Raw genomic sequence first — 26,878 nt, 5'->3', positions numbered from 1 at the left:
TTTCGGCCAGCTGGCCAGATCAGCTTGCCGACCACTCCTGCGGACGCCCCGTACGCTTCCTGTGATGACACAGGACCAGCAGACGCGGTCGTACCGCCCCCGAGGGGAACGGCGTGACGAGCTCCTCGACGCGGCTGCCCTCGTCGTGCGCGACCACGGGGTGACCGGCCTCACCACGCGGGCGGTCGCCGAGCGTGCCGGCGTGGCGCACGGAGTGGTGCACTACGTCTTCGGCGCACGGTGGAACCTGGTGGTCGCGCTCCTCGAACGCCAGGCACGGGACGTCCTCCCCCGCGTGCTCGCCGCTGCCGATGCGCGGCACGACCTCGCCGACGCGATCGATGCCGGAGTGGCCGCGTACCTGGACCTGGTGCGCCGGGAGCCCGAACGCTTCCGCCTCCTCGAGGCCGTCAGCGGCACCGCCCTCGACGGTGACGACGCACTCGTCGCCGCCGAGCGAGCCCTCTGGCGCGACGGGGTGGCGGCCGGCATCACCCGCTGGACCGCGCGGCACGGAGTCGAGCTCGCCGAACCGACCGCGGTGGCGGCGGAGGCGGTGCTCGCCCTGGTCGACGGCCTCGGGCGCGCGGCGTGGGGCGACCCGGACGGCACGTCGACCGATCGCGCACGCGCGGTGCTCGTCCGCGGCCTGGCGCACGCGCTCACCCGCTGAGCACCGGCGGGCCGGGTGGACGAACTCGCTCGCGATCAGCGCCAGGTCCGCGCGACCACCCAGCCGTCGCCCTCGGGGACGATGTCGACGACGACGGCGTCCCCCTCGGCGCTGACCTGGAAGCGCCACCCCACCGTGCGCTCCGGCGCGTGGGTCATCGCCGACGGCAAGAACTCCGCCGTCGCGGTCAGTCGCGTCGGACTGTCGCTCACCCGCCAGCGTCGGTCCCGCCACACCATCCGGTCCGGCACCCCGCGCTCCCACCACACCGTGGCGACCTCGTGCGTCAACATCATCCCGACCTCCCGATTCGAACGTGTGTTCGAATGGTAGGCGATCGCAGGACGACACGCACGTGCGGGGTCGACGGGTGCGCACCGCGTCCACCGACGTCGTCACCGCCGGCCCGTCGTGGCTCAGCCGCGCTCGGCAGTCTGCGTGGCGAGCATCCCGAGGAGCGCGAGGGCATCGGCGTCGGCGGATCCCGGCGCCGCGGTGTAGAGCACGAGGAACTGGTCGCCGTCGACGAGCGCGAGGCTGTCGCAGTCGACCGTGACCGGCCCGACCGACGGGTGGTGGAAGGTCTTCGTGAGCACCGGAGCCGGCTGCACGTCGTGTCGTGACCAGAGCCGCGCGAACTCCGCGTTCCCCGTCCGGAGCTCGTCGACGAGCGCGACCACCTCCACGTCCGTCGGGTGCTGCGCGAGCGTCGTCCGCAGCTGCATCACCACCTGGTGCCGGAACTCGGCGCCGTCGGAGATGCCGTACGGCGGCTCGGACGCCCCGCCCGTCCCGCCGACGGGGAAGGCCTGCCGGGCGAGGTTGCGGCCCCGACGGTCCCGCAGGGCGAAGTCCTCCAGGAGCGCGGCGGCCAGGGGGTTCCACGCGAGGACCTCGAAGTCGGCGGCGAGCACGATCGCTGCGGTCAGCGGCAGACGGTCGACGACCGCCAGGATGCTCGGCCGCACCTGACGCCGGATGCTCGCGGTCCGGGTCCGCGCGGTCCCGGCGAGCAGGTGGAGGTGGTCGGACTCGGCGTCGGTGAGGCGCAGCGTCCCCGCGATGCCGGCCAGCACCTCGGCGGAGGGCCGAGGGGCTCGTGCCTGCTCGAGCCGGACGTAGTACTCGGTGGAGATGTGGGCGAGGACCGCGACCTCCTCGCGGCGCAGCCCGGGTGTGCGCCGGCGGGTCCCCGACGGGAGCCCGACGTCCTCCGGCCGCAACCGCTCGCGCCGTGCGCGGAGGAACGCGGCCAGCTCCTGCTTGTCCATGTCCCGATCCTCCCCCCGCGGGCACGTCGCCGTCCTGGTACCGGGTGTACCTGGCTGCGCGGCCACCGCGGGACGGACGCTGACGGCATGAACGATCACACCACCACCCGTCCGAACGGCCTGCTCACCGGCAAGGTCGTGTTCGTCTCCGGCGCCAGCCGCGGCATCGGTGCCGCCGCCGCCCGGCTCTTCGCCGACGAGGGCGCCGCAGTCGTCCTCGCCGCGCGGAGCACCGGGTCCCTCGAGACCGTCGTCTCCGGGATCCGCGACGCCGGCGGCACCGCGGACGCCGTCGCGCTCGACCTCGCCGACCCGGCGAGCATCCGGGCCGCCGTCGACCGGGTCGACGAGCTGCACGGGCGACTCGACGGCGCCTTCAACAACGGAGCCGCGATCCAGCAGCCCGGCCCGCTGGACGCCACGAGCGACGAGGACATCGACACCCAGTTCGCGGTCAACTTCCGGGGCCACTGGGTCGCGATGACCGCCGAGGCCGCCCTGATGCGCCGCTCCGGCGGCGGGGCGATCGTGAACACGTCGAGCATCGGCAGCCGCCGGGCCAACCCCGCACTGCCGGCCTACGGGGCGATGAAGCGCGCCCTGAACAGCATCACCGAGACGGCAGCCGTGACGTGGGCGCCCGAGGGCATCCGGGTCAACGGCATCACCCCGGGTGGCACCGCGACGGACATGATCGCCGCGTGGGAGGCGGCGACCCCGGGGATCACGGAGCAGATCGACGCCTCGGTACCGCTCGGCAGGATGGCCCGCCCCGAGGAGGTCGCCGAGGTGGCGGCCTGGCTGCTCAGCGACCGGGCCTCGATGGTGACCGGAGCGAGCATCCCGGTGGACGGCGGCGCCGGGGCCTGACGCACCCGCGGTGGCGCCCGGCTGGACGTGGGCCGTCCGTGCACCGACGACCGGGGCGCACGATGGACCACGACCCGGGAACACGCGCCCGGGGTCGCCGGTTGCACCCGGTGATGCCGCAGCCAGCGGCAACGACGACGCCCAGGAGGCCAGCATGACCACGACCGAGACCGCCATCCTCGCCGGCGGGTGTTTCTGGGGAGCGCAGCAGCTCCTCCGCCGCCGACCCGGCGTCATCAGCACGCGCGTCGGCTACTCCGGCGGCGACACCCCGAACGCCACGTACCGGAACCACGGCGACCACGCCGAGGCCGTCGAGATCATCTTCGACCCGTCGCAGATCTCGTACCGCGACCTGCTCGAGTTCTTCTTCCAGATCCACGACCCGTCCACGAAGGACCGGCAGGGCAACGACGTGGGTCGCAGCTACCGTTCGGCGATCTACTCCACGAACGACGAGCAGCGCCAGGTCGCACTCGACACCATCGCGGACGTCGACGCCTCCGGCATCTGGCCGGGCAAGGTCGTCACCGAGGTCGAGCCCGCTGGCGACTTCTGGGAGGCCGAGGAGGAGCACCAGGACTACCTCGAGAAGTACCCCGCCGGGTACACCTGCCACTTCGTGCGCCCGGGCTGGAAGCTCCCGCACCGCGACGAGGCGACCGCCACGGTCTGACGTGGCGACGTGACGACGTGACGACGTGACGGTCTGGAGGCGCGGTGCCAGCTGGCACCGCGCCTCCCGTCCGTCGTCGGTCCGGCATGTCCGGGGTACGTCACCGACCCGAGGACACAGTCGCCGACCACTACAAGTGGGAGCATGACCACTTCCTCCCGCACCCCGCTCGGCGTCACGCTCGTCGACGGGGGCGCCAACGTCGCGCTCTTCTCCAGCACCGCCGAGCGGGTCGAGTTCTGCCGCTTCGACGAGGACGGCACCGAGCACCGCACCGAGCTCCGCAACCGCACCGGCTACACGTTCCACGACGTCGTGCCGGACGTGACCGTCGGCACCCGCTACGGCTTCCGCGTGCACGGCGCCTGGGACCCGGCGAACGGCCTGCGCCACAACGCCGCGAAGCTCCTGCTCGACCCCTACGCGACCGCCGTCGACGGCTCGTACGAGTGGGGCCAGGCCTTCTTCGGCCACGACATGGAGGACCCCGAGCAGATCGACGAGACCGACTCGGCGAGCGCCATGCCGAAGTCCGTCGTCGCGGACCGCGAGTTCGACTGGGACGGCGACACGCTGCTCCACACCCCGTACCGCGACACCGTCGTCTACGAGGTGCACGTCAAGGGCTTCACGAAGCAGCACCCGGACGTGCCCGAGGAGATCCGCGGCACGTACGCGGGCCTGGCGCACCCGGCCGCGATCAAGCACCTGACCGACCTGGGCGTCACGGCCGTCGAACTGCTGCCGACGCACCAGTTCGTGCAGGACTCGACCCTGGCCGACAAGGGCCTCCGCAACTACTGGGGCTACAACAGCATCGGCTTCTTCGCACCGCACGACGAGTACTCGTCCTCGGGCACGGCGGGCCAGCAGGTCACCGAGTTCAAGGAGATGGTCAAGGCCCTGCACGCCGCGGGGCTCGAGGTCATCATGGACGTCGTCTACAACCACACCGCCGAGGGCAACCACATGGGCCCGACGCTGTCCTTCAAGGGCATCGACAACCAGTCGTACTACCGCCTGGTCGAGGGTGACGAGGCGAACTACTTCGACACGACCGGCACGGGGAACTCGCTCAACGTGTCGCACCCGTCCGCACTCGGGCTCATCACGGACTCGCTCCGCTACTGGGTCGAGGAGATGCACGTCGACGGCTTCCGCTTCGACCTCGCGACGACGCTCACCCGCCAGGACGGCGAGGCCGAGAAGCACTCCGCGTTCCTCGACATCATCCACCAGGACCCGGTGCTCCGCGAGGTGAAGATGATCGCCGAGCCGTGGGACACCGCCGGCTACCAGGTGGGCGGGTTCCCGGCCGACTGGTCGGAGTGGAACGGCAAGTACCGCGACGACCTCCGCGCGTTCTGGCGCGGCGACGAGGGCACGCTCGGCGACGCCGTGCAGCGCACGCTCGGCTCCCCCGACGTGTACGAGGGCTCCCGTCGCTCCCCGCTCTGCTCGGTGAACTTCGTCACCGCGCACGACGGCTTCACGCTGGCCGACCTGACGATGTACGCCGAGAAGCACAACGAGGCCAACGGCGAGGACAACAACGACGGCGAGAGCAACAACACGTCCTTCAACGGCGGCATCGAGGGCCCGACCGACGACGGCGCGGTGAACGACTACCGCGACCGCCAGCGTCGGAACTTCCTCGGCACGCTCATGCTCTCCGCGGGCATCCCGATGATGCTCGGTGGCGACGAGATCGCCCGCTCGCAGGGCGGCAACAACAACGCGTACTGCCAGGACGACGAGATCTCGTGGTTCGACTGGGAGGCCGCCGACCAGGACCTGCTCGCCTTCACGACCGCGGCGATCGCGTTCCGCAAGCAGCACGAGGCGCTCCGCCCGCTCTGGTACCGCACGGCCCCCGGCGACTCGGAGTCGACGGTGCAGGTGCTCCGCGCGGACGCGCAGGGCTTCGAGGACGGCGACTGGGCCGACGCGGGCAACCGCGCGGTGATCCTGGTGCTGCAGCAGGGCGACGACACCGTCGCGGTGCTGCTGAACGCCTCGGGGACGACCGTCGAGTTCACGCTGCCCGAGAAGCCGGGCGGCGGCACGTGGTCGCTCGGCCTGTCGAGCGACCACGACCAGGCCGTCGAGGGCGACGCGACGACGCTGCTCGTGCGCGACGCGTCGTTCACGGCGCTGGTCTAGTCCCCGGACGCACGGACACGAAGACGGGAGGCGCGGTGCCAGCTGGCCCCGCGCCTCCCGTCCATTGTGTGATCGCCTCGGCGACTGGACAGGCGTTGTACATGTACGCTCCTGTCCATGCCCGTCTCATCGAAGCGACGCCTCGTCGCCGACGCCCTCCGCGACGCGATCGCGACGGGCCGGTACCGCGCCGGTGAGCGCCTGCCCGGCGAGCACGACCTCGCCGCCCGCTTCGCGGTGAGCCGCGGCACCGTCCGCGCCGCCCTCGCCGACCTGGCCGACGACGAGTACATCTCGACCCACGGGGGCGTCGGCTCGGTCGTCACGTTCGACGGCGCCGCCCTCGACCCGCGGGGTGGCTGGGCGCGGTCGATCGCCGCCTCGGGCACCGAGGTGACCACCCGCATCCTGCGACTCGCCCGCGTGGACGACCCGGGCCTCCAGGTCGAGGTCGACGCTGCGGACGCGGCGTTCGTCGCGGTCGACCGGCTGCGCACCGTCGTGGGCGGGCGGCCGGTGTCGCTCGAGCGGAGCATCCTGCCCGCCGTCGGCCGCCTGGCCGCTGCACCGACCGACGGACTGGTCGAGGACTCGCTCACGGCGACCATCGCCGAGGCCGGCCTCGTGCCGGCGAGCGCCGAGCAGTGGGTCGACGTCGTGCCCCTCGACGCCGAGGACGCCCGCCTGCTCGACCGCGCCGAGGGGACCCCGTTCCTCCGGAGCCGACGTGACTCGCGCACCGCCCAGGGCGCGTTCGTCGAGCGCGTCGACAGCCTCCTCGACCCGGACCGCTTCCGCCTGCACATGCGCTTCGAGACCGCACGATGACGACCCGACAGGACACCGTGAACGACCAGACCCACGCCCTCGCCGCCCTGACCGGCCTCGCGATCGGCGACGCCCTCGGCATGCCCACGCAGTCGATGTCGCTCGCGCAGATCCGAGCCGACCACGGCACGATCTCCGGGTTCGTCGACGCCGGACCGCACCAGCGGATCGCCGCCGGCATGCCCGCGGGCACCATCACCGACGACACCGAGCAGGCGGTCATGGTCGCCGAGCTGCTCGTCGAGGGTGACGGGCACATCGACCCCAGCCGCTTCGCCGAGGCGCTCATCGCCTGGGAACGCGCGATGGAGGCCAAGGGCTCGCTCGACCTGCTCGGCCCCAGCACGAAGACGGCCGTGCAGCGCATCCTCGACGGCGTCCCGGCGTCCGAGGCCGGGTCGACGGGGACGACGAACGGCGCCGCGATGCGGATCGCGCCGGTCGGGATCGCCGTGCCCTCCGGTGACCTCGTCCGTCTGGTCGACGCCGTGCAGGACGCGTCGCGCGTCACCCACGACACGGGGATCGGCATCGCCGGGGCGAGCGCCGTCGCCGCCGCCGTGAGCGCGGGTGTCGGCGGCGCCTCCCGGCCCGAGGCGCTCGACGCCGCGGTCGCGGCCGCCACGATCGGCGCGGCCCGCGGCCACTGGGTCGCGGGCGCGGACATCGCTGCGAGGACGACCTGGGCGCGCGACTTCCTGCCGACCGTCCCCGCCGACGAGCGGATCGACACCGTGTCGCAGCTCGTCGGCACGAGCGTCGCCAGCCAGGAGTCGGTCGTCGCAGCGCTCGCCCTCGTGGCGCTCGACCTCGACCCCTGGGAGACGCTCTGCACGGCCGCGTCGATCGGCGGCGACACGGACACCATCGCCGCGATGGCCGGTGCCGTGCTCGGTGCCGTGCACGGTCCGGACGCCTGGCCCGTCGACGCGGTCACCACCGTGACGGCCGTGAACCACCTCGAGCTCGGCCCGCTGGTCGACGGACTGCTCGCACTCCGTCACCGGGCCTGACCCGACGCCGGACGGCGGCGGTCCCCCCTCCGCCGCCGCCCGGTCTCCACCCCTCCCCAGGAGCACCCCGCTCTCCCGCGGCACCCTCACCTCCCTCGCAGCACCCCACCTCCCCCGCAGCACCCTTCCGATGACGTAAGAGGACCCCATGGCCCAGGACACCACCACGCGCTCCGGCGGCACGCTCTCCAGCGGCACGCTGACGAGCGTCGAACAGCGCGGCATCGAGCCCGTGCCCCACGACGAGCGGAACGGCGCCCCCGGGGCCCTCTTCTGGGTCTGGTTCGCCGCGAACATCTCGATCCTCGGACTCCCCCTCGGTGCGACCCTCGTGGCGTTCCAGGGGCTGACGATCTGGCAGGCGCTCGTCGTCGCGGTGATCGGCGCCGCCGGGTCCTTCGCGGTCGTCGGGGTGATCTCCATCGCCGGACGCCGCGGCGGGGCTCCCGGTCTGACCCTGAGCCGCGCGGTGTTCGGCGTGCGCGGGAACATCGGTCCGACCGCGGTGTCACTGCTCTCCCGCCTCGGGTGGGAGACCGTGAACACGACGACCGCGGCCTTCGTGCTGCTGTCGCTCTTCACGATCCTGTTCGGTACCGACGGCGACGCGAAGGCGAACCCGGTGCTGACGATCGTCGCCATCCTCGTGTTCGTCGTCGCGACCGTGCTCGTCTCCGGGCTCGGCCACGCGTTCATCGTCGCCGTGCAGAAGTGGGCGACGTGGGTGTTCGGCGCCCTCAACGTCTTCGTCGCCGTGTTCCTGGTGCTCCGTGTCGACTGGGACGTCGTCGGGTCGCAGCCCGCGGGTCCGGTCGCCGCGATGGTCATCGGCATCGGCACCATCGCCGCGGGCACCGGCATCGGGTGGGCGACCGCCGGTGCGGACATCGCCCGGTACACGCGCACCTCGGTGAAGGCGGGCGCCCTGATCAGCGCCAGCGCCGCCGGCGCGGGCATCCCCCTCGTGGTCCTGGTCGGTCTCGGCGCCCTCGTCTCCGCCGGCGACCCCACCCTCGCGCAGGCCGGTGACCCGGTCGCGGCGATCCGCGACCTGCTGCCGAGCTGGATGGCGATCCCGTACCTGGTCGCGGCCTTCGGCGGACTGCTGCTGTCGAACCACCTGTCGGTGTACTCGGCGAGCCTCACCACGCTGACCCTCGGCATCAAGGTGCCCCGCGTGTGGGCGGTCGGCGTCGACGTGGTCGTCACGACCCTCGGCGCGATGTACTTCATGCTCGTCGCCGACGGCTTCTACGCGCCCTTCATCACGTTCATCTCGGTGCTCGCGGTGCCGATCACCGCCTGGCTCGGGGTGTTCATCGCCGACATGGCGAAGCGACGCTGGTACGACCCGGCCGCGCTGCTCGACCTCCGCGCCGGAGGCCGCTACTGGTACCGCGGCGGCGTCGCCTGGGGCGCCCTCGCCGCCTGGGTCGTCGCGATCGTCGTCGGCTTCCTCTTCACCTCGGTGCAGGTCGGCGACGCGGACCCCGTGTTCGTCGGAGCACTCTCGGACAGCTGGATCGGCGCGAACGGCCTCGGGTGGATCGTGACGTTCGTCGTCGCCGCCCTCGTGTACCTGCTCACCGGCGGTGCCCGCGGCCAGCTGCACGCTCCCGAGGAGCGCGCGTGAGCCGCCTCGTCTCGGTCGGCAACGTCGTCGTCGACATCGTCATGCGCGTGGGCGCGATCCCCGAGCCCGGCGGTGACGTCATCGCCTCGGCGTCGGAGATCACCGCGGGCGGCGGGCTCAACACGATGGTCGCCGCCGTCCGCGACGGCCTGCCCGTGGTGTTCGCCGGGCAGTACGGCACCGGGCCGTTCGGCGACGTCGTCCGTGCGGCGCTCGTCGACTCGGGCGTCGAGGTCCTGCAGCCCGGGCTCGACGACGTCGACAGTGGGTACTGCGTCGCACTCGTCGACGCCTCCACCGAGCGCACCTTCGTGACGAGCGTCGGCGCCGAGGGCCGGCTCGGCCGCGCGGACCTCGACCGCGTCGCGCTCCGGCCGGACGACACGGTCGTCGTCTCCGGCTACGGCCTCGCGCACGCCGTCAACGGTCCGGCCATCGTCGACTGGCTGACGACGGTGCCCGACTCCGTCCGTGTCGTGCTCGACCCGTCACCGCTGGTCGACACGCTGCCCCCGGCGGTGCTCGGCCCCGTCACGGCGCGAGCGGACGTGGTCAGCGCCAACGGCCGGGAGGCACGGCTCATGGCACCGACCGCCGCGGGGCTCCCCGAGGCGGTCGCGGCGATCGCCGCGTCCGCCCGCGGCACCGCGCTGGCCCGTGACGGCGCAGCGGGCTGCTGGGTCGCCGAGCCGGCGCGCGCCCCGGTCCTGGTGCCCGGGTTCCCCGTCGACGCGGTGGACTCGAACGGCGCGGGTGACGCCCACGGCGGCGTGCTCGTCGCTGCCCTGGCGCGCGGTCACTCGCTGGTCGACGCAGTCCGGCGTGCCAATGCCGCGGCGGCACTCGCGGTGACACGGCGGGGGCCGGCGACGGCTCCGACGGCCGCGGAGACGGACGCGTTCCTCGCCGCGCACGCCTGACGGCGGGGGGCCCGGCCGGTGCGCGACCGTGCGCCCGCGCGGGCCGCAGCGGTCGGGCGGTCAGCGGTCGCGCGGTCGGTGGTCGGGCGGTCAGCGGTCGCGCGGTCGGTGGTCGAGCGGTCAGCGGCCACGCGGTCGGCCGCCGGTGCGATGTGCTCGCGCACAACCGGGAGCACCTCGCGCCACGTCGATCCGCGGCGCCACGTGCTCCCCGTTGTGCGGGCGACGCGAGGCTCATCCGTGGCGAGCACCCGTCGCTGCCCCGTACGTCCGGTCCGGGCGTGCGGCCGGGCGACGAGCGGTCAGGCGCCCAGGACCCCGGCGGCGTCCGTGTCGAGCTCGGCCCGGACGGGCGGGTCCGCGCCCGGGCGGGACACCGTGACGGCGGCACAGGCCAGCGCGAGCGACGCCAGGCGTCCGAGCTCGTCGGTGTCGAGGCCGGTGGGCGCGGATCCCCGTGCGAGCACGCCGGCGAGCAGCCCCGCCATGAACGAGTCACCCGCGCCGATCGTGTCCGCGACCTCGACGCGCGGCGCCGGCACGGTGGTCCGCGCGCGGGCGGACGCCATCGCGCAGCCCGAGCCGCCGAGCGTCACCGCGGCGAGCGCCGCCCCGTGCGCCAGCAGCCCGTCGAGGACCTGGTCGACGCTGCGGTCCGGCCAGAGCCACGCGGCGTCCTCGTCGCTGAGCTTGATCACGTCGGCCTCGGCGAACAGCGGTTCGAGGGTGGCGAGCACGGCATCCCGGTCGGGCGTGATCGACGGACGGACGTTCGGGTCGAGGGAGACGAGGGCGTCCGTCGGGCGGGTACGGAGCGCCTCGAGCACGGTCCGTGCGCCCGGCTCCAGCACGGCACCGATGGAGCCGACGTGCACGAGCGGCGTGCCGACCGGCACCTGCACCGGGTCGAGGCGCCAGTCGAGGTCGAACTCGTAGGACGCACCGCCGTCGTCGCCGATCGTCGCGACGGCGGTGGAGGTGCGTTCGATCGCGGTCGCGTCGACCTCGACGTCGCTCGCGCCGACGTGCGCCCGGATCGAACCGCCGTGGTCGTCGTCGCCGAGCGCGCACACGAGCCGTGCGGCCCGGCCGAGGCGAGCGAGGCCGACGGCGACGTTCATCGGGCTCCCGCCCGGGTGCTCGACGCGCCCATCGGGGCGGTCGACCACGTCGACCAGGGCTTCTCCGATGACGATGACGGGGTCCATGGCACCAGCCTCCCAGAGCCGACGGCCGTGCGACGTCGGCCTGTCCGCTCGTCCCCCGGTGGTCCGTGGACGCACGGGTGCCGCGGAGTTGACTGACGGACCCGGCACGACCGCCACCAAGGAGCCCCGATGCTGTCCCTCATCTACTCGAGTGTCGCCACCCGATCCCTCGACGACGACGACCTCGCCGGCCTGCTCGCGCAGAGTCGGCGGGCGAACGCGGAGAACGACATCACCGGCGTCCTGCTCTTCCGGAACGGCTACTTCCTGCAGCTGCTCGAGGGTCCGGACCAGGCGGTCCGCGCGAAGATGGCGACGATCAAGCACGACGACCGGCACACCAAGGTCACGGTGCTCACCGAGGAGCTCATCGAGGAGCGGCAGTTCCCGGAGTGGACGATGGGCTACCCGGCCGAGGACACCGACGTCGAGCAGGCCCCGGGCTACCGGACGACCTTCGACGACCTCGACGCCGCGGACGGCACGCAGATCAGCTCGCTGCCGGCGCTCCGCGAGCTCATCCGCTGGTTCCGACCCTCGCCCCGCTGACGACCCGTCCCCACCGTGACCGACGCGCGGCGTGCGAGGATCGGCTCGGTCGGACAGGGGGTCCGACGGACGGGGGCACAGCGTGGGCGACGCGACCAGCGAGCAGACCAGGACGCACCCCTGGGTGCACGTGCTCGGCGCGGCGGCGATCGGCGTCGGCGCCGCACACCTCGCGCGCGCGGCCGCCCTCCTCACGTTCTTCGTCGGCGTACCCGGCCTCGTGGCGCTGCTGGTCCACACGGTCGTGGCGTGCGGAGCACTCGGTGGTCTGGCGGTCCTCGCCACCCGGCGTCGCCGGACGGCGTGGCTCGGTGCTGCGGGCCTCGTCCTCGTCCCCGCGGTCCTCGTCGCGGCGCTGCTGCCCGCTGCCCTCGCCGGGCCGGAGCCGACGTTCCCGCTCCTCGCGTCCACGCCCACGCCGTACCTGGTGGGCGCAGTCGTCGCCGCGGTCCCGGCGATGCTCGTGCACCGCGGGGTCCTGCGGAAGCTCGGCGTCGTCCTGGGGACGGGCGCCGCGGTCGCGGTCGTCGCGGTGGTCGTCGCGGTCGGCGTCCGCGTCCACGGGAGCGACGCGCAACGGGACGAGCAGGCCATCGCGCGGGCGCAGGTCGCCATCGGCGCGGACTTCCGGCCCGTCACGATTTCCCCTTGACGGGTACGGCTCCGTGTACGAGGCGAACATCGAGCAGCGGCTGCCGGGGTTCCTGCAGGTGTTCTCCTCGCCTGCCGAGGAGGCGCACGCACCCGGCGACGCGTCGGGATCCGACCTGACGGTCGTCACGCTCGCCGCGACGACCCCGCCGTGCGGCCGACCGATCGAGGGCGTCGCCCCCGGCGGCGGTTCCGAGGCGGAGACGTCGTGCGACGAGGACGGCGGGGTCGTGCGGCGGACGAGCGAACACGGCCACGAGGTCGCCGCGGTCGTGGGCGACACGCTCGTGGCCGTCAGCGCCCTGCCGGAGGTCGACGACAGCCTGCTCGAGGCTGCCGTGCGCTCCGCGGAACCGATCGACGACGAGGCGTACCGGCACGTGCTGCTCGGTGACGGCGACGAGTACACCGACGAGCTCGACGGCAACCGGTGTCCGGTCGTCGGCGCGGCGTGCGGCCCGCCGGCGCGTCGCTGATCCGGACGGGAGGCACGTGCCGGGTCGGCACCGCGCCTCCCGTCCGACGGCGCCGGCTCCGTGACACGGGCCGCCCGGGCGGGCGGCCGCGCTCGGTCAGGCGGCCGGTCCGAGCGGCAGCGGGCGGATCCGCCCGTCGGGTCCGATCACCACGAGGTCGGCGGCGGATCCGACGCTGAGCGGCGGACGCAGACCGAGCACCGACGCGGCCCGTGCGGAGGACGCGTGCACCGCCGCCGGCAGCCGGTCCGGGTGACCGTCGACGAAGCGAGTGACGGCGTCCGCCACCGTGATCGTGCTCCCCGCCAGTGACGAGCCGTCCGCGAGCCGGGCGACTCCGTCGGAGACGACGACCTCCGAGCCGGCGATCCGGTAGCTGCCGTCGGCGCAGCCGGTCGCGGCCATGGCGTCCGAGACGAGCACGAGGCGGTCACCCGCGGCTCCGCGCACGAGGTCGACGGTGACCGGGTCGAGGTGGTGGCCGTCCACGATGCACTCCACGGTGAGACGCCCGTCCGACAGCGCGACGCCGACCGGGCCGGGCGCACGGTGGTGCAGCGGCGGCATCCCGTTGAACAGGTGCGTGACGAGGGTCGCACCGGCGTCCACCGCCGCCCGGACCTGGCCGCCGTCGGCGTCGGTGTGCCCGATCGCGACGACGATGCCCGACGCGACCAGCCGCCGCACCGCGTCGAGCGCACCCGGGAGCTCGGGCGCGAGGGTGACGATCCGGAGCGCCGCACCGCCGGCGTCCACGAACAGGTCGACCTCGTCGGGGGTCGGCGGGTGCAGCAGCTGCGCGGCGTGCGCACCCCGGCGGGCGGGTGCGAGCCAGGGCCCCTCGAGGTGCAGTCCGGCGAGCGTGCCGTCGTCGACGAGCGGTCGCAGGCGGTGCAGGGCAGCGACCGTGTCCGGGACCGTGCCCGTCGCGATCGACGCCCCCAGGCGGGTGGTCCCCCGCGCGGCGTGGTGTTCGGCGGCCGCCCGGGCCTCGGCGACCGAGCACGAGGCGAAGTCGTGCCCGAGGGCTCCGTGCGCGTGCAGGTCGACGAAGGCCGGCAGGACGGTGCCCGGAGCCTCGACCACACGGTCGTGCACCGGTGCCGCACCGGTGCCGACCGCGGCGACCCGGCCGTCCTCGACGGCGAGCCACGCCTCCGACAGGTCGACCGCGGCGGTGACGATCCGTGGGGCGCGGACGAGGACGGTCACGCGGTCACCGCCACGTCCGGCACCGACCCGGCACGCACCGACGCGGCACGCGCGGAGCCGGCCTGCGCCGAGCCGGCTCGGGCCTGGCGGGCGAGCAGCACCGCACCGATGGCGCCGGCCGCATCGCCGTGGCGCGCCCCCACGAGTTCGGGCAGTCGGACCCCGGCGAGGCGGTCCGCGACGGCGGCGCGCAGCGGGTCGAACAGCAGCGGCCCGGACTGCGCCAGCCCGCCGCCGACGATCAGGGTGTGGCACCCCGCGACGGCCGTCAGCCAGGCCAGGGTGTCGGCGAGCACGTCGACGCAGTCGTCCCACGCCCGTCGGGCGACCGGGTCCCCGTCGAGCACCCGGAGCATCGCGTCGTGGGCGCTCGGAGCACCACTGCGGCGTGCGACGGCGCCGGCCGAGGCGACCTCCTCGACCCGGAGGCCCGCGTGCGCGCCGTCCCGGATCCGGACCTGGCCGACCTCCCCGGCCCACCCGCCGCCCGGCACGACCCGGCCGTCGACGACCAGGGCACTCGCCAGGCCGGTCCCCACGGGGACGAAGGCGACGGTGCCACGGCCGAGCGCGGCGATCGTGTCGGTGGCGGTGTCGGTGTCGGTGTCGGTGTCGGTGTCGAGCGGACCGCCCGGGGCCGCTCCCGGACCGGCGGCCCGGACCTCGGCGAGCGCTCCGGCCCGGACGTCGTGGCCGAAGGCGAGCGGGACGGCGTCCACGCCTGCCGCGCGCAGGGCGTCGGCGACCCGTGCCCGGACCGGCACGTCCCGCCAGCCGAGGTTCACGGAGAGCACCGACCGGCCGGCGTCCTCGTCGACGACCCCGGGGACGACCAGACCGATCGCCCCGAGTTCCGTCCCCCGTCGCCGGGCGACCGTCCGGGCCCGCTGTCCCAGCGTCGCGACGAGCTCGGCCAGCGCGGTGGCCTGCGGGTCCTCCCGGGGCGTCGGGACACGCTGCTCCTCGAGCACCCGCCCGTCGTCGGCGACCAGGCGCACCTTGATGCTCGTGCCCCCGACGTCGATGCCGAGCGCTGCACCGTTCGCGGTCATCGCGAGCCCTCCGGTCGTGCCGATCGGGACTGATCGGACGCCGACAGCCTGCCGACCGATCGTGATCGGTGCAAACAACGCGCATCATTTCCGCTCACATCGCGCAGCGAACACGCCCGTAGGATGACGCCATGACCCCGCAGCAGAGGCTCAACGCGCTCCTCGAGCTCGTGAGCGACCGCGGGAACGTCTCCATCGCCGAGATCGGCGAGGCGCTCGGCATCTCCGCGGCGACCGCCCGGCGTGACCTCACGACCCTGGCGGACCAGCGGCTCGTCACGCGCACCCACGGTGGGGCCGCAGCGCTGGGCGCGGGGTACGAGCTGCCGCTGCAGTACAAGATCGCCCGGCAGGCCGAGGCGAAGACCGCCATCGCCCGGGCGACCGCCGCGCTCGTCTCCCCGGGGGACACCGTCGGCCTGAACGGCGGGACGACGACGACCGAGGTCGCGCGGGAGCTCGGCAAGTCCGAGCGCTTCATCCGCGCCGACGGCGAGTGCGGCATCACCATCGTCACCAACGCCCTGAACATCGGCTACGAGCTGTCGATCCGCGCCAACGTCAAGATCGTCGTGACGGGCGGTGTGGCACGGCGGCAGTCGTACGAGCTCATCGGCCCGACGGTCCGCGACACCCTCGACGGGTTCGCGCTCGACGTCGTCGTGCTGGGGGTCGACGGGCTGTCCGGCCAGTACGGCGCCACGACCATGCACGAGGGCGAGGCCGAGGTGAGCCGGCACTTCGCGTCGGTCGGACGGCGGATCATCGTGGTCGCCGACTCGACGAAGATCGAGCGCTCCACCTTCGCGCGCATCTGCCCGCTCGACCGCATCGACGTGCTCGTCACGGACCAGGCGGTGCCGGCGTCGTTCGCCGCAGAGCTGGCGTCCGCCGGCGTGGAACTCGTCGTCGCGAGCTGACGCCCCGCGGCCCAAATCACCCCGGATCCGCCCGTCACCGGCTGCGCAGCCGAAGTCGGCCGGCGCCGTCCCGTGCCGTCGTGTGCCGTCGTGTGCCGTCGTCGTGACGTTGCCGACATGTAACAACCTCGGATGCACGCTTCCGTGATCGAGCCATGCGTGCTTATTGTGCACTCATGATCGATTTGGCATCATTGCCGTCACAATCACGCAAGGGAGCGAGATGACCATCACGAGCACACGCCTGCTCCGGGTCGGCGTCGTCGGCATCGGACAGCGGTCGGCCATCGCCGACCACGTGGCCGCTGCTGGGCTGGACGCCGACGGCGTGGACGCCCGGATCACGGCCGCCGCCGACACCACGGAGAACGGCCGGACACGTGCCGCCGCACACTGGCCGGAGGCCGAGGTGGTCGCCGACCACCGGGCACTGATCGGCTCGGACGGCGTGCCGAACCTCGTGGACGCGGCGATCGTCACCACCCCGGACTGGACCCACGCCGAGATCGCGATCGACCTGCTCCGTGCCGGCATCGCCGTCTACCTCGAGAAGCCCCTGGCGATCACGGTCGAGGACGCCGACGCCGTCCTGAACACCGCCGCCGAGACCGGGACGCCCCTGTACGTCGGCCACAACTTCCGGCACGCCGCCGTCGTCCGACTCATGCGCGAGGTGATCGCCCGCGGTGAGATCGGCGAGGTCAAGGCGGTGTGGGTCCGCCACTTCGTCGGCAACGGCGGCGACTACTACTTCAAGGACTGGCACGCCGACCGCAGCCGCGTGAACTCCCTCCTGCTGCAGAAGGCGAGCCACGACCTCGACGTCGTGCACGCCCTCGCCGGTGCGTACACGAGCCGGGTCGTCGGGATGGGGTCGCTCTCCGTGTACGGCGACGTCACCGACCGGCGGGATCGCAGCGACGAGCTCATGACCGACTGGTTCTCGTTCGACAACTGGCCGCCCGCCGAGCAGACCGGCCTGAACCCCGTCGTCGACGTGGAGGACGTCTCGATGGTGATGATGACGCTCGACAACGGCGTGCAGGCGAGCTACGAGCAGTGCCACTTCACGCCCGACTACTGGCGCAACTACACGGTGATCGGCACCCACGGACGGCTCGAGAACGTCGGCGACACCGGCGGTGGTGTCGTCAAGGTGTGGACCCACCGCCGCAACTGGGACGTCACCGGTGACGTCGAGTACCCGGTCGACGGCGTCGAGGACGGTCACGCCGACGCCGACCTCCTCACGATGACCGAGTTCCTCCGCTCGGTGGCCCTCGGCGAGCCGACGACGCTGTCCCCGATCGCGGCGCGCATGGCGGTCGCCGCCGGCGCACTCGCCACCCGCTCGCTCCGCAACGGCTCCGTCCCGCTCGACGTGCCGCCCCTCCCCGATGCCACGATCCGTCACTTCTCGGCCGCCGGCCGCGACGACCTCTCCGGAAGGAACACCCGATGACCCTCCCCTCCCCCCGTCACGGCCGCGGTCGCCGCCGCGCCCTGCTCGGTCTCGCTGCCGCGGTCAGCGCCGTCGCGCTCCTCGCCGGGTGCAGCAGCGCCTCGTCCGCCGGCTCCGACTCCGGGAAGGGCACCGTCGCGAAGGACACGAAGGCCGACCTGACGTACGCCGTGTGGGACCAGAACCAGGTCGACGCGATCAAGGCGAACATCAAGGGCTTCAACGAGGAGTACCCGGACATCACCGTCAACGTCGACGTCACGCCGTACGCCAACTACTTCACGAAGCTGCAGACGCAGGGCTCCAGCAACACGCTGCCCGACCTGTTCTGGATGAACGGCCCGAACTTCCAGCTCTACGCGGGCAACGGCAAGCTCGCGCCGATCACCGGCGCGGTGGAGTCGGGCGCGATCGACCCGTCGAAGTACTCGAAGGCGCTCGACGACCTGTACACCTACGACGGGGAGCAGTACGGCGTGCCGAAGGACTTCGACACGATCGGCGTCTGGGTGAACAAGGCCCTGTTCGAGCAGGCCGGCGTCGCGATGCCGTCGAAGGACTGGACGTGGCAGGACTTCCAGGACACCGCCGCCGAACTGTCGCAGAAGCTGCAGGGCGACGGCGCGTACGGCGCCGCCGGCGGCATGGACGGACAGACCACCTACTACGACACGATCTTCCAGGCCGGCGGATCCGTCGTCGACGACGGGAAGTCGGAGTACGACACGAAGGCCGCGCAGGAGGGCATCCGCTTCTGGACCGACCTGATCGACTCGGGCGCCTCGCCGACGATCAAGCAACTGACCGACACCACGGCGGACCAGTGGTTCACCTCGGGCAAGCTCGCGATGTACCAGGGCGGCAGCTGGTTCCGGTCGGCGCTGATCGGCACCGACATGGAGCAGGACGTCGTCGTCTACCCGCTGCCGAAGGGCAAGGAGCAGGCGACCGTCATCCACGGCGTCTCGAACGTCGTCGCCGAGGGGTCGAAGGACAAGGCCGCCGCCCAGGCACTGCAGGCGTACCTGGCGAGCAAGCCGGCACAGCAGCAGCAGGGCGACATGGGCGCGGTCATCCCGGCGTACGAGGGCACGCAGGACGCCTTCACGAAGACCATGCCCGACGCGGACCTGCAGGTCTTCCTCGACGCGGTCGACTACGCGAAGCCGCTGCCGGTGTCGAAGAACACCGCCGCGTGGAACACCCTCGAGACGAACCTGCTGCCGAGCGCCTTCGACGGCTCCGAGCCGGTCGACCAGGTGACGGAGAAGCTCGCCCAGGAGATGGACGCAGCACTCGCGAAGGAGTGACGACGAGCCGGTCGGTCGGGCCCGCGCCCGGCCGGCCGGCTCCGTCCCGTCCGCCCATCCGCACCGCACGGACCACCCGATCCGACCGCCCTGGCCGAGGAGCGACCTGATGACGATCAACACCCAGCAACCGGACGCCACACAGGTGTCCGCACCGCCCGACACCAGTCCCGACGGCCCCTCGCGACCGTCGCGGGCACCACGCACCGACGGCATCTGGCCGTGGTTGTTCGTGCTCCCGCTGCTCATCGGCGTCGGGACGTTCTTCATCTGGCCGATCCTGCAGACGTTCTGGTACTCGTTCACGAGCTGGGGCGTGTTCGGCGGCGCCACCTTCACGGGCCTCGCGAACTACGGGCGCCTGCTGACCGACCCGCAGCTGTACCAGTCGCTGGTCAACACGATCGTCTACACGGTGATCGTCCTGCTCGGCATCCCGATCGCGGTCTGGCTCGCGAGCCTGCTGAACACGCCGGGCCTGCGCTTCGCACAGTTCTACCGCGTGCTGTTCTTCCTGCCCTACGTCGCGATGCCCGCCGCGATCGCCCTGGTGTGGCGCATCATGTACAACGGCGACTTCGGCATCGTGAACTGGTTCCTCGGACTGGTCGGCATCGACGGCCCGTACTGGATCTCCACCCCGGGCTTCGCGCTCGTCGCGGTGTCCCTCGTCGGCCTGTGGTCGTCGCTCGGCTTCTCGATGATCATCCTCGGTGCCGGGCTCAAGGACATCCCACCCGAGCTGTACGAGGCCGCAGAGCTGGACGGCGCGAGTCGCTGGCGCCAGTTCCACGCGCTCACCGTGCCGCTGCTGACCCCGAGCATCTTCTTCGTGCTCGTCGTCACCACGATCTCGAGCTTCCAGCTGTTCGATCTGCTCTACGCGATCCTCGGCTCGACCAACCCGGTCATCCCGAAGACGATGTCCCTCGTCTTCTACTTCTACAACGCCGGGTTCATCGACAACGACAAGGGCTTCGCGGCTGCCATCGCGATGGTGATCTTCGTGCTCATCGGCATCATCACCGTCGTGCAGTTCCGGGTCCAGCGGAAGTGGGTCCAGTCATGACCGGCATCATCGAAGCGCGCGGCAGCAAGGTCGCGGCGGCCACGAGGGCGGCGAGCCGCAGCCGGGCGCAGACGACGACGCGTCCGGGGCGCCGCGGGGGCAGCCACTGGTGGATCCACGTGGTGCTCGGCATCGGTGGGTTCGTCATGGCGTTCCCGTTCCTGTGGCAGATCGTCATGGCGCTGTCCACGAACGCGCAGGTGACCTCGCCGACGCCGACCTTCTGGCCCGGTGAGCTGCAGTGGAGCAACTTCGCCCGGGTGTTCGAACGGCTCCCCTTCCTCGACCAGCTCGCGACCTCGATCTGGGTGACCCTGATCCGCACCCTGGCGCAGATCGTGCTGTGCACCCTGGCCGGGTACGCGTTCGCCCGCATGCGGTTCCGCGGCCGCGCGGTCATCCTCGGGATCGTGCTGTCGATCCTGCTGGTGCCGTCGCAGGTCTACCTGATCTCGCAGTACCAGATCGTCCAGGGCCTCGGGTGGCTGGACAGCCTGGCCGGCATCGTCGCACCGGGCCTGTTCAGCGCCTTCGGCACCTTCCTGATGCGGACCGCGTTCCTCAACATGCCCGCGGAGCTCGAGGAGGCGGCACGCATGGACGGAGCCAACCCGTTCCAGACCTTCTGGCGGATCATGCTGCCGCTCGCGCGCCCGTCGATCAGCGTGCTCGCGATCACGACCGTGCTCTGGTCGTGGAACGAGCTGCTCTGGCCGCTGGTGGTCTCCACCCGCGCCGAGGACATGCCGCTCGCCGCCGGGCTCGCGACCCTGTCCAGCGACCGGACCATCGACTACCCCCTGCTCATGGCGGCGAGCCTGATGGCGATGGCCCCGGTGCTGATCCTGTTCATCGTGCTGCAGCGGCGGGTGATCGACGGTCTCGCGTCCTCCGGCCTGAAGTGAGCGGTGGCCGACACGGCCACCGGACGGAGCGCCCCTCGGGATCCGAGGGGCGCTCCGTCGTGGTCGCTGCGGCCGCGTGGACGGCCGATGCGCCCGGACGGGAGGCACGGTACCGGCCCGCCCCGCGGCTCCGGTCCGTCCGTGCGCAGGACGGGAGGCGTGGTACCGAGCCGACCCGCGCCTCCCGGCCGGCAGTCCGCGCCCAGCCAGCGGCTCGGTTCCGGGCGGACCCGCGCCTCCCGGCCGGCAGCCGTGCCTGCGGACCGCCCGCACGGACGACGGGAGGCACGGTGCCCGTGAGCACCGTGCCTCCCGTCGTCCGTGCTGCTCAGCCCTTCAGACCGGCCGAGGCCATCGTCGCGACGAACTGCTTCTGCGCCACCAGGAAGAGCAGGATCAGCGGCAGCGTGGCGACCACGTTCCCCGCCATCAGCAGCGACCAGTCGGTCCGCCGCGCCCCCTGGAAGTTCGTCAGACCGAGCTGCAGCGTGAACGAGTCGGCGTCGTTGATCGCCACGAGCGGCCAGACCAGGTCGTTCCACGACCCGAGCAGCGTGAAGATCGCGAGCGTCGCCAACGCGGGACGGGCGAGCGGCAGCACGATCCGGAAGAACACCTGCAGGCGGGTGCACCCGTCGATCTGGCCGGCCTCCTCGAGCTCGGCGGGCAGGGACAGGAAGAACTGCCGCATCAGGAAGATGCCGAACGCCGAGGCGAGCCAGGGCACGATCGCGGCACCGAGGCTGTCCACGAGGTGCAACCGGGCGAACATGACGTACGTCGGGATCATGAGCAGCTGCGACGGGATCATGATCGTCGCGAGGATCGCCAGGAACCCGAACGTCCGCCCCGGGAACCGCAGGCGCGCGAACCCGTACCCGGCCAGCGAGCACAGGACGAGGTGCGAGACGATCGCCGACGCCGACACGATGACCGTGTTGAGGAGCCAGTGCAGGATGTCCGACTCGGCGAACAGGCGCGTGTAGCCCGACAGCGTGAACTGCGTCGGGAGGAACGACGGCGGGAACTTGTTGATCTCCGAGGCCGGTTCGAGCGACGTCATGAACATCTCGACGAACGGCAGCAGGAAGAGGAGCGCCACCGGTGCGAGCAGGAGGTGCCACGGGCTGAACGGCAGGCGACGTCGACGACGGGGTGTGGTGCGCTCCGCCGGTGTCGCGACGGCGTCCGGCCGGTTCGGGGTCTCGAGTACTCGGGTCTCGACGGTCATCGTGACGCGTTCCTTCCGGCTCGGCGCTGCACGAGCGTGACGATCACGGTCGCGGTGAGGGTGACGAAGAACATGCCGTAGGCGATGGCGGACCCGTAGCCGAACTGCAGGTTCTGGAAGGCCGTCTTCCACAGGTAGTAGACGATCGTCTGGGTCGCGTCGAGCGGTCCGCCTCGGGTGGTTGCGTAGACGAGGTCGAAGAGCTGCACGGCCTGCAGGGTCTGGTAGATCCCGACGAACGCGGTGACGGGCGCCAGCTGCGGCCACACCACGCGCCAGAAGGTCTGCCAGTTGTTCGCGCCGTCGATCCGGGCCGCCTCGAGCACGTCGCCGGGGACGTCCTGCAGGGCGGCGAGGTAGATGACGGTCGTGAAGGCCGCCTGCCCCCACAGGGACATGACGACGATCACGACCATCGCCTCGGCGCGGTCCTCGAGCCAGCCCTGGGGCGGGACGTGCAGCACGCGGAGCACGTTGTTGACGATGCCGAACTGCGGGCTGAACAGGTAGGTGGTCAGGATGCCCGTCGCCGCGGCCGAGGCCACGAACGGCACGAAGATCGCCGTGCGGTACAGCCCGATGAACCGGATGCGCCGGTTCAGCGCGACGGCCAGGGCGAGTCCGAGCAGCAGGGACGCGGGGACGAACAGGACCGTGTACAGCAGGGTGTGCACGGCGGCCGCGAGCGCGCTCGCGTCGGTGGCCAGGTCCTGGTAGTTCTCGATGCCGGCGAAGGACGGCGGGCTGAAGCCGTCCCAGCGCTGGAAGGAGAGGACGAGCGCCCAGACCCCTGGGAAGATCGTGAGGCCGAGGACGACCGCCAGGGCCGGGGCGACGAAGCCCCAGCCGGCGAGGCCCTCGCGGGCGGCGGCCGATCGACGTCGGCGCGGTGGCCGCGGCGGCGCGGTGTCGGTGGTCGGACGGGTGCGGAGTGCGGGAGTGGTCACGGGGGCCTCCTAGCCCTGACGGAGTGCCTTGTCGGCGGCGACGGTCGCCTGCCGGAGTGCCTCGGCCGGTTCGCCCTCGCCCTGCAGCACGCGGGACACCGCGTTGCCGAACGCCTCGGACAGGCCGTTGTAGCCGGGCAGGGTCGGGCGGACCTGCTTCGCGTCGGCGGAGTTCGCCTGGATCACGTCGAGTCCGGGCAGGGCGTCGACCTGCTTGCGGAACGCTTCGCTGTCGGCCTCGCTCGACCGCAGCGGCAGGTTGCCGACCGCGACGTTGAACCGCTCGTCCTGCTCGGGCGAGGTCAGCCACTTCGTGAAGTCCTTCGCCCAGTACGCGCGGTTCACGTCGTGGTTGTCGAAGAGGGTCCAGAGGTCCGGCCCGGACACCGTCTGGTGGTCACCGTCGGTGCCGGGGAGCCGCACCACGCCGTAGGAGGTCCCGGCCGTCTGCAGGGCGGAGAGCTCCCACGGACCGGAGGTGATCATGCCGACGCGGTCGCTCTCGAACAGCTGGGCGAACTTCGTGTCCGTCTGGTCGAGGTACACGCTGCGGTCGGTCACGGCCATGGACCGCATGAACTCCAGGGCGTCGACGCCGGCCTTCGAGTCGAACGCGGCGTGCTCGCCGTCCTCGGACAGGATCGAACCGCCGTTCTGCCAGAGGTGCGGCCACATCTGCCAGGTGGTCTCCTCGCTGCCCGAGACCGAGTAGCCGTAGCCGAAGGTCTGGCTGTCCCGGTCCGTCAACGCCTTCGCGGCGCGACGGAAGTCCGACCAGTCCCAGTCCGCCGTCGGGTACGGCTCACCGGCGGCGTCGAAGACGGTCTTGTTGTAGAAGAGCGAGATGTTGTCGACGACCGCGGGGAAGCCGATCACCTTCCGCCCGGTCGGCTGCGCGGTGCCGCGAGCCGCCGGGGAGAACTCGTCCCAGTGCGTGTCCGGGTCCTCCGCCTCGGCGCGCAGGTCGAGCGTCCGCCCGGATCGCTCGAGCTGGCTCGCCCACGACCCGAAGGTGTACGAGATGTCGGGTGAGTCGTTCCCGGCGAACGACGCCGCGAGCTTCTGGAGCAGTTCGTCGGTCGACGAGGCCCCGGAGGACATGTCGATCGTCACGTTCGGGTGCTCGTCCTCGTACTCGTCGACGAGCACCTGCAGGAGCTTCGCCGCCTCGTCGCTCTGGCCCGACCACATGGTCAGGTGGACCGGTGCCGTGGTGTCGAGCTCGGTGGCACCCTGCGGTGCGCAGCCGGTGAGGACCGTCGCGGCGACCGCGATCGCGACGGCGAGCGCGCCGCGTCCGGTGCGGCGGCGGGCGGAGGGGTTCGGGTTCCTGGTCACTGCGGACTCCTTCGTCGTCAGTGGTGCGTCGGCCGGCGAGCTCAGATCCCGCGTGCGGGGATCGTCGCGCGCAGCGGTTCCGGCAGCAGGTCCCCGTGGGCGACGACGAGGTCGTTGCACAGCTCCCAGATCTGCTCGGGCGTGAGCGTCGAGGACGCGTTCGGGTCCATGAGCACCGCCTGGCGGATCGCGACGGGGTCACCCGTCCGCGCGGCGTGCACGGTGAGCTCGTTCACGGAGACGTACGGCCGGTTCAGCGCCGCGGCCTGCACGGGGAGCGCTCCCATCGGGACCGGTGCGATGCCGCCGGCGCCGACCGTGGTCGGGACCTCGACGACGCACCCGTCCGGCAGGTTGTCGATCAGGCCCCTGTTCGGCACGTTCGCGTGGATCTCGCGCTCGGTGCCGGTGACCAGCGAGTGGATGACCTGCGGGGCGTACTCCGAGGCGCCCTCCTCGAGCTGCACGGGTCGGCCGGCCGCCAGGTCGCGCTCGGCGGCCTCGAACTCGGCGACGTTGTCCTCGGAGATGCCGACGTACTCGAGCGGACGCAGGCGGAACCGGTCGACCTGCTCCGGCGAGCGGAGGAACCACGACAGGTACTCGGAGGAGTGCTCGCTCGTCTCGGTCGGGTAGGAGCCGATCCGCTTGAACACCTCGACCCGCACCCGGCGCTCGAGCTCCGGGTCCTGCCGGATGCGCTCGCGGAGCCGCGGGTACAGGTCCTCGCCCTGGTGCGTCCACTCGAGCAGCCACGACTGGTGGTTGACGCCTGCTGCGCGGAACCGGGTCTGCTCGACGTCGAGGCCGAGGAGTCCGGCGAGGTCGTGCGCGGTCCAGTAGACGCTGTGGCAGAGCCCGAGCGCCGTGATGTCCGGCGCGACGGTGTCCGCCCACCAGATGTTCATCGCCATCGGGTTCGTGTAGTTGAGCAGGACCGCGTCCGGGGCGACCTCGCGCATGTCCGCGGTCAGCTCGGTGAGGAACGGGAAGGTGCGGAGGGCACGGAAGACGCCGCCGACCCCCGTCGTGTCACCGATGGTCTGGTGCAGCCCGTACCGCTCCGGGATCTCGAGGTCGGTCCGGGTCGCGGCGATCCCGCCGATCTGCACCATGTCGACGACGAAGTCCGCGTCGGCGAGGGCGCGACGTCGGTCGGTCGTCGCCGTGAGGGTGACCGGCCGGCCGAGGCGCTCGCTCACCTGGCGGGCGGTGGCCTCGGCGACGGCGAGGCGACGCTCGTCGACGTCGAACAGCCGGAGGTCCAGCTCGGGGAGGTCGTCGTACCGGAGGAGGTCGGCGAGCAGCTGTCGCGTGAAGACGACGCTCCCGGCGCCGACGAACACGATGCGGGTCATGGGAAGCCCTTCGTTCGGGGTACCGCCGAGGGACGACGGTCGGGGCCACCCGGCGGGTGGCAGAGGGCACGGAGGGGTGGGAGGTCACGCGTCCCGACGCGGGCTCCTGCGGCGTCCGGGTGCGCGGCCTCGACGGGGTTCGCCGGCCGGGCCCCACGGTAGGGCGCGGTGGGCACGACCACCACGCAGCCTCGCGAAACGCGCAGGACGAGTGCGCGTTCGGGCGTGGAGCGCTCAGGCGATGAGGACCTCGACCCCGGCCGCGGCGATCTGCTCGAGCGCCTCCGCCGGGGCGTGCTCGTCGGTCACCAGGACCGACACGTCGCCGATGTCGGCCATCCGCGCCATCGTCTGCCGCCCGACCTTCGAGCCGTCGCACACCACGACCACGCGGTCGGCGTGCGTCACCATCACGCCGTTCGTCCGCGCCTCGGTGTCGTCGTGCGTGGTGACGCCGCCGGCCGCGCTGATGCCGTCCGTGCCGAGGAACGCCGTCGTGACCTTGAACGCCGCGAACGCGGCCTCGGCCAGGGGACCGACCGCCTCGAGCGAGGTGGCGCGGAGCGTGCCGCCGGTCAGGATCGTCTTCACCCGCGGGCTGCGCGAGACCTCGAGCGCGATGGTCACGGCGTTCGTGATCACCGTCAGACCGTTCCGGTCGCCGAGCGCCCGCACGACCTCCTTCGTGGTGGTCCCCCCGCTGACCGCGACGGCCTGTCGCCCCGGGGGCAGGAGCCGTGCGGCGAGCCGACCGACCGCGCGCTTGGCGGCGTCGGCCTCCGAGGCACGCATCACGACGGGCAGCTCCGGGAGCGCACCGACGGACTCGACCCGGCCGTAGCTGCGCACGACGAGACCGCGCGCCTCGAGCTCGCCGAGGTCGCGTCGGACCGTGGCCGCCGAGACGCCGCAGGCCCGGATCAGCTCGTCGGTGCTCGTCGAGCCCTGCTCCCGCACCCGCTCGAGGATGTCCCGCATCCGGTCCCGCCGCTTGCGGCCGACGTCCGGCGAGTCGTTGTCCATGGACCCATCATGCGCCAGAACGATCACTGCGAATGACCGGAGTGATCGTTGTGGCAGCGGAAGTGATCGGTCGTTGCCGACACTGGGTCCGGACGCGGCGCCGGACGGTGCCGCGTCGGC

26 protein-coding genes are annotated in these 26,878 nt (G+C 72.4%); 16 read left to right on the top strand and 10 right to left on the bottom strand.

Translation table 11 applies throughout. The features are described from left to right. The first annotated feature begins 64 nt into the window (after nucleotides 1-64). The gene (locus tag ACH0A8_RS05035; RefSeq protein WP_066651542.1) at nucleotides 65-673 is read left to right on the top strand and encodes a TetR/AcrR family transcriptional regulator; all 609 of its coding nucleotides are present in this window, start codon (nucleotides 65-67) and stop codon (nucleotides 671-673) included. A 35-nt stretch (nucleotides 674-708) separates the two neighbouring features. On the opposite strand, the gene ACH0A8_RS05030 is transcribed toward ACH0A8_RS05035, so the two are convergent. Together ACH0A8_RS05030 and ACH0A8_RS05025 are read right to left on the bottom strand one after the other, a co-directional pair. Next, nucleotides 709-969, bottom strand: a complete 261-nt coding sequence (locus ACH0A8_RS05030) for a hypothetical protein (protein ID WP_066651540.1) — start codon at nucleotides 967-969, stop codon at nucleotides 709-711. Nucleotides 970-1,089: 120 nt separating this feature from the next. Beyond that, nucleotides 1,090-1,944 carry a helix-turn-helix transcriptional regulator gene (locus ACH0A8_RS05025; protein ID WP_251154261.1) on the bottom strand — a complete coding sequence of 285 codons (855 nt, stop codon included), beginning with the start codon at nucleotides 1,942-1,944 and terminating at the stop codon, nucleotides 1,090-1,092. Between the two features lie 87 nt (nucleotides 1,945-2,031). Here ACH0A8_RS05025 and ACH0A8_RS05020 point away from each other — a divergent pair, with 87 nt between their 5' ends. The 7 genes from ACH0A8_RS05020 to ACH0A8_RS04990 all read left to right on the top strand — a co-directional run bounded on the left by ACH0A8_RS05020 (nucleotide 2,032) and on the right by ACH0A8_RS04990 (nucleotide 10,047). Next, the gene (locus ACH0A8_RS05020; protein ID WP_209684528.1) at nucleotides 2,032-2,814 is read left to right on the top strand and encodes an SDR family NAD(P)-dependent oxidoreductase; all 783 of its coding nucleotides are present in this window, start codon (nucleotides 2,032-2,034) and stop codon (nucleotides 2,812-2,814) included. A 154-nt stretch (nucleotides 2,815-2,968) separates the two neighbouring features. Beyond that, the gene (gene msrA / locus ACH0A8_RS05015; protein WP_406906721.1) at nucleotides 2,969-3,490 is read left to right on the top strand and encodes a peptide-methionine (S)-S-oxide reductase MsrA; all 522 of its coding nucleotides are present in this window, start codon (nucleotides 2,969-2,971) and stop codon (nucleotides 3,488-3,490) included. A 144-nt stretch (nucleotides 3,491-3,634) separates the two neighbouring features. Beyond that, entirely contained in the window at nucleotides 3,635-5,653 is a 2,019-nt protein-coding gene (gene glgX / locus ACH0A8_RS05010) for a glycogen debranching protein GlgX (protein WP_406906719.1), read from the top strand. Between the two features lie 117 nt (nucleotides 5,654-5,770). Next, nucleotides 5,771-6,481 carry a GntR family transcriptional regulator gene (locus tag ACH0A8_RS05005; RefSeq protein WP_406906717.1) on the top strand — a complete coding sequence of 237 codons (711 nt, stop codon included), beginning with the start codon at nucleotides 5,771-5,773 and terminating at the stop codon, nucleotides 6,479-6,481. Continuing rightward, on the top strand, nucleotides 6,478-7,494 hold the full coding sequence (locus ACH0A8_RS05000; RefSeq protein WP_406906715.1) for an ADP-ribosylglycohydrolase family protein: 1,017 nt from the start codon (nucleotides 6,478-6,480) through the stop codon (nucleotides 7,492-7,494). Before ACH0A8_RS05005 ends, ACH0A8_RS05000 begins: the two co-directional genes overlap by 4 nt. Nucleotides 7,495-7,642: 148 nt before the next feature. Continuing rightward, on the top strand, nucleotides 7,643-9,127 hold the full coding sequence (locus ACH0A8_RS04995) for a cytosine permease (protein ID WP_251160009.1): 1,485 nt from the start codon (nucleotides 7,643-7,645) through the stop codon (nucleotides 9,125-9,127). Then, entirely contained in the window at nucleotides 9,124-10,047 is a 924-nt protein-coding gene (locus ACH0A8_RS04990; protein WP_406906714.1) for a PfkB family carbohydrate kinase, read from the top strand. Before ACH0A8_RS04995 ends, ACH0A8_RS04990 begins: the two co-directional genes overlap by 4 nt. Before the next feature lie 302 nt (nucleotides 10,048-10,349). Here the strand turns inward: ACH0A8_RS04990 and ACH0A8_RS04985 are convergent, their stop codons facing one another. Further along, entirely contained in the window at nucleotides 10,350-11,255 is a 906-nt protein-coding gene (locus ACH0A8_RS04985; RefSeq protein WP_066651525.1) for a carbohydrate kinase, read from the bottom strand. Between the two features lie 129 nt (nucleotides 11,256-11,384). Here ACH0A8_RS04985 and ACH0A8_RS04980 point away from each other — a divergent pair, with 129 nt between their 5' ends. From ACH0A8_RS04980 to ACH0A8_RS04970, 3 genes are all read left to right on the top strand, one after another. After that, nucleotides 11,385-11,804, top strand: a complete 420-nt coding sequence (locus ACH0A8_RS04980; protein WP_066651524.1) for a BLUF domain-containing protein — start codon at nucleotides 11,385-11,387, stop codon at nucleotides 11,802-11,804. A gap of 82 nt (nucleotides 11,805-11,886) precedes the next feature. Further along, entirely contained in the window at nucleotides 11,887-12,456 is a 570-nt protein-coding gene (locus ACH0A8_RS04975; protein ID WP_406906711.1) for a hypothetical protein, read from the top strand. Nucleotides 12,457-12,469: 13 nt separating this feature from the next. Beyond that, on the top strand, nucleotides 12,470-12,931 hold the full coding sequence (locus ACH0A8_RS04970) for a hypothetical protein (RefSeq protein WP_406906710.1): 462 nt from the start codon (nucleotides 12,470-12,472) through the stop codon (nucleotides 12,929-12,931). A gap of 96 nt (nucleotides 12,932-13,027) precedes the next feature. On the opposite strand, the gene ACH0A8_RS04965 is transcribed toward ACH0A8_RS04970, so the two are convergent. Continuing rightward, a complete protein-coding gene (locus ACH0A8_RS04965; protein WP_406906708.1) occupies nucleotides 13,028-14,143 on the bottom strand; it encodes an N-acetylglucosamine-6-phosphate deacetylase in 1,116 nt (371 codons plus the stop codon). Further along, on the bottom strand, nucleotides 14,140-15,195 hold the full coding sequence (locus tag ACH0A8_RS04960) for an ROK family protein (RefSeq protein WP_406906706.1): 1,056 nt from the start codon (nucleotides 15,193-15,195) through the stop codon (nucleotides 14,140-14,142). Before ACH0A8_RS04960 ends, ACH0A8_RS04965 begins: the two co-directional genes overlap by 4 nt. A gap of 131 nt (nucleotides 15,196-15,326) precedes the next feature. Between ACH0A8_RS04960 and ACH0A8_RS04955 the strand changes: the two genes are divergently transcribed. From ACH0A8_RS04955 to ACH0A8_RS04935, 5 genes are all read left to right on the top strand, one after another. Next, nucleotides 15,327-16,115, top strand: a complete 789-nt coding sequence (locus tag ACH0A8_RS04955; protein ID WP_400428482.1) for a DeoR/GlpR family DNA-binding transcription regulator — start codon at nucleotides 15,327-15,329, stop codon at nucleotides 16,113-16,115. 223 nt (nucleotides 16,116-16,338) lie between these two features. After that, complete coding sequence (locus ACH0A8_RS04950) at nucleotides 16,339-17,577, top strand: Gfo/Idh/MocA family protein (RefSeq protein WP_271826654.1); 1,239 nt, start codon at nucleotides 16,339-16,341, stop codon at nucleotides 17,575-17,577. Further along, nucleotides 17,574-18,887, top strand: coding sequence for a sugar ABC transporter substrate-binding protein (locus tag ACH0A8_RS04945; RefSeq protein WP_209684545.1), 1,314 nt, complete (start codon nucleotides 17,574-17,576; stop codon nucleotides 18,885-18,887). The genes ACH0A8_RS04950 and ACH0A8_RS04945 overlap by 4 nt, the downstream gene beginning before the upstream one ends. 109 nt (nucleotides 18,888-18,996) lie before the next feature. After that, nucleotides 18,997-19,956: a carbohydrate ABC transporter permease gene (locus ACH0A8_RS04940; RefSeq protein ID WP_245172020.1), complete on the top strand. Its 960-nt coding sequence runs from the start codon at nucleotides 18,997-18,999 to the stop codon at nucleotides 19,954-19,956. Continuing rightward, nucleotides 19,953-20,861 (top strand): carbohydrate ABC transporter permease, encoded by a 909-nt coding sequence (locus tag ACH0A8_RS04935; protein WP_245172021.1) that lies wholly within the window; start codon nucleotides 19,953-19,955, stop codon nucleotides 20,859-20,861. Before ACH0A8_RS04940 ends, ACH0A8_RS04935 begins: the two co-directional genes overlap by 4 nt. A gap of 328 nt (nucleotides 20,862-21,189) precedes the next feature. On the opposite strand, the gene ACH0A8_RS04930 is transcribed toward ACH0A8_RS04935, so the two are convergent. From ACH0A8_RS04930 to ACH0A8_RS04910, 5 genes are all read right to left on the bottom strand, one after another. Then, nucleotides 21,190-22,092, bottom strand: coding sequence for a carbohydrate ABC transporter permease (locus tag ACH0A8_RS04930; protein ID WP_081984540.1), 903 nt, complete (start codon nucleotides 22,090-22,092; stop codon nucleotides 21,190-21,192). After that, nucleotides 22,089-23,039, bottom strand: coding sequence for a carbohydrate ABC transporter permease (locus ACH0A8_RS04925; RefSeq protein ID WP_251154272.1), 951 nt, complete (start codon nucleotides 23,037-23,039; stop codon nucleotides 22,089-22,091). The genes ACH0A8_RS04930 and ACH0A8_RS04925 overlap by 4 nt, the downstream gene beginning before the upstream one ends. 9 nt (nucleotides 23,040-23,048) lie before the next feature. Next, nucleotides 23,049-24,377, bottom strand: coding sequence for an ABC transporter substrate-binding protein (locus tag ACH0A8_RS04920; protein WP_406906701.1), 1,329 nt, complete (start codon nucleotides 24,375-24,377; stop codon nucleotides 23,049-23,051). Between the two features lie 41 nt (nucleotides 24,378-24,418). Continuing rightward, nucleotides 24,419-25,735, bottom strand: a complete 1,317-nt coding sequence (gene melA, locus ACH0A8_RS04915) for an alpha-galactosidase (RefSeq protein ID WP_406906699.1) — start codon at nucleotides 25,733-25,735, stop codon at nucleotides 24,419-24,421. 234 nt (nucleotides 25,736-25,969) lie between these two features. Then, nucleotides 25,970-26,758, bottom strand: a complete 789-nt coding sequence (locus tag ACH0A8_RS04910; RefSeq protein ID WP_066651508.1) for a DeoR/GlpR family DNA-binding transcription regulator — start codon at nucleotides 26,756-26,758, stop codon at nucleotides 25,970-25,972. Nucleotides 26,759-26,878 lie beyond the last annotated feature (120 nt).

It is taken from the genome of Curtobacterium sp. 179-B 9B NHS (genome assembly GCF_045370965.1).
Lineage (GTDB): Bacteria > Actinomycetota > Actinomycetes > Actinomycetales > Microbacteriaceae > Curtobacterium.
The sequence above is the reverse complement of the archived record's forward strand: the minus strand, read 5'-3'. Positions and strand labels throughout refer to the sequence as shown.

Coding starts and splice junctions, on each gene's coding strand:
- ACH0A8_RS05035 (WP_066651542.1), top strand. CDS start 65: ATGACACAGGACCAGCAGACGCGGTCGTACCGCCCCCGAGGGGAACGG.
- ACH0A8_RS05030 (WP_066651540.1), bottom strand. CDS start 969: ATGATGTTGACGCACGAGGTCGCCACGGTGTGGTGGGAGCGCGGGGTG.
- ACH0A8_RS05025 (WP_251154261.1), bottom strand. CDS start 1,944: ATGGACAAGCAGGAGCTGGCCGCGTTCCTCCGCGCACGGCGCGAGCGG.
- ACH0A8_RS05020 (WP_209684528.1), top strand. CDS start 2,032: ATGAACGATCACACCACCACCCGTCCGAACGGCCTGCTCACCGGCAAG.
- msrA (WP_406906721.1), top strand. CDS start 2,969: ATGACCACGACCGAGACCGCCATCCTCGCCGGCGGGTGTTTCTGGGGA.
- glgX (WP_406906719.1), top strand. CDS start 3,635: ATGACCACTTCCTCCCGCACCCCGCTCGGCGTCACGCTCGTCGACGGG.
- ACH0A8_RS05005 (WP_406906717.1), top strand. CDS start 5,771: ATGCCCGTCTCATCGAAGCGACGCCTCGTCGCCGACGCCCTCCGCGAC.
- ACH0A8_RS05000 (WP_406906715.1), top strand. CDS start 6,478: ATGACGACCCGACAGGACACCGTGAACGACCAGACCCACGCCCTCGCC.
- ACH0A8_RS04995 (WP_251160009.1), top strand. CDS start 7,643: ATGGCCCAGGACACCACCACGCGCTCCGGCGGCACGCTCTCCAGCGGC.
- ACH0A8_RS04985 (WP_066651525.1), bottom strand. CDS start 11,255: ATGGACCCCGTCATCGTCATCGGAGAAGCCCTGGTCGACGTGGTCGAC.
- ACH0A8_RS04980 (WP_066651524.1), top strand. CDS start 11,385: ATGCTGTCCCTCATCTACTCGAGTGTCGCCACCCGATCCCTCGACGAC.
- ACH0A8_RS04960 (WP_406906706.1), bottom strand. CDS start 15,195: ATGACCGCGAACGGTGCAGCGCTCGGCATCGACGTCGGGGGCACGAGC.
- ACH0A8_RS04955 (WP_400428482.1), top strand. CDS start 15,327: ATGACCCCGCAGCAGAGGCTCAACGCGCTCCTCGAGCTCGTGAGCGAC.
- ACH0A8_RS04950 (WP_271826654.1), top strand. CDS start 16,339: ATGACCATCACGAGCACACGCCTGCTCCGGGTCGGCGTCGTCGGCATC.
- ACH0A8_RS04945 (WP_209684545.1), top strand. CDS start 17,574: ATGACCCTCCCCTCCCCCCGTCACGGCCGCGGTCGCCGCCGCGCCCTG.
- ACH0A8_RS04940 (WP_245172020.1), top strand. CDS start 18,997: ATGACGATCAACACCCAGCAACCGGACGCCACACAGGTGTCCGCACCG.
- ACH0A8_RS04935 (WP_245172021.1), top strand. CDS start 19,953: ATGACCGGCATCATCGAAGCGCGCGGCAGCAAGGTCGCGGCGGCCACG.
- ACH0A8_RS04930 (WP_081984540.1), bottom strand. CDS start 22,092: ATGACCGTCGAGACCCGAGTACTCGAGACCCCGAACCGGCCGGACGCC.
- melA (WP_406906699.1), bottom strand. CDS start 25,735: ATGACCCGCATCGTGTTCGTCGGCGCCGGGAGCGTCGTCTTCACGCGA.
- ACH0A8_RS04910 (WP_066651508.1), bottom strand. CDS start 26,758: ATGGACAACGACTCGCCGGACGTCGGCCGCAAGCGGCGGGACCGGATG.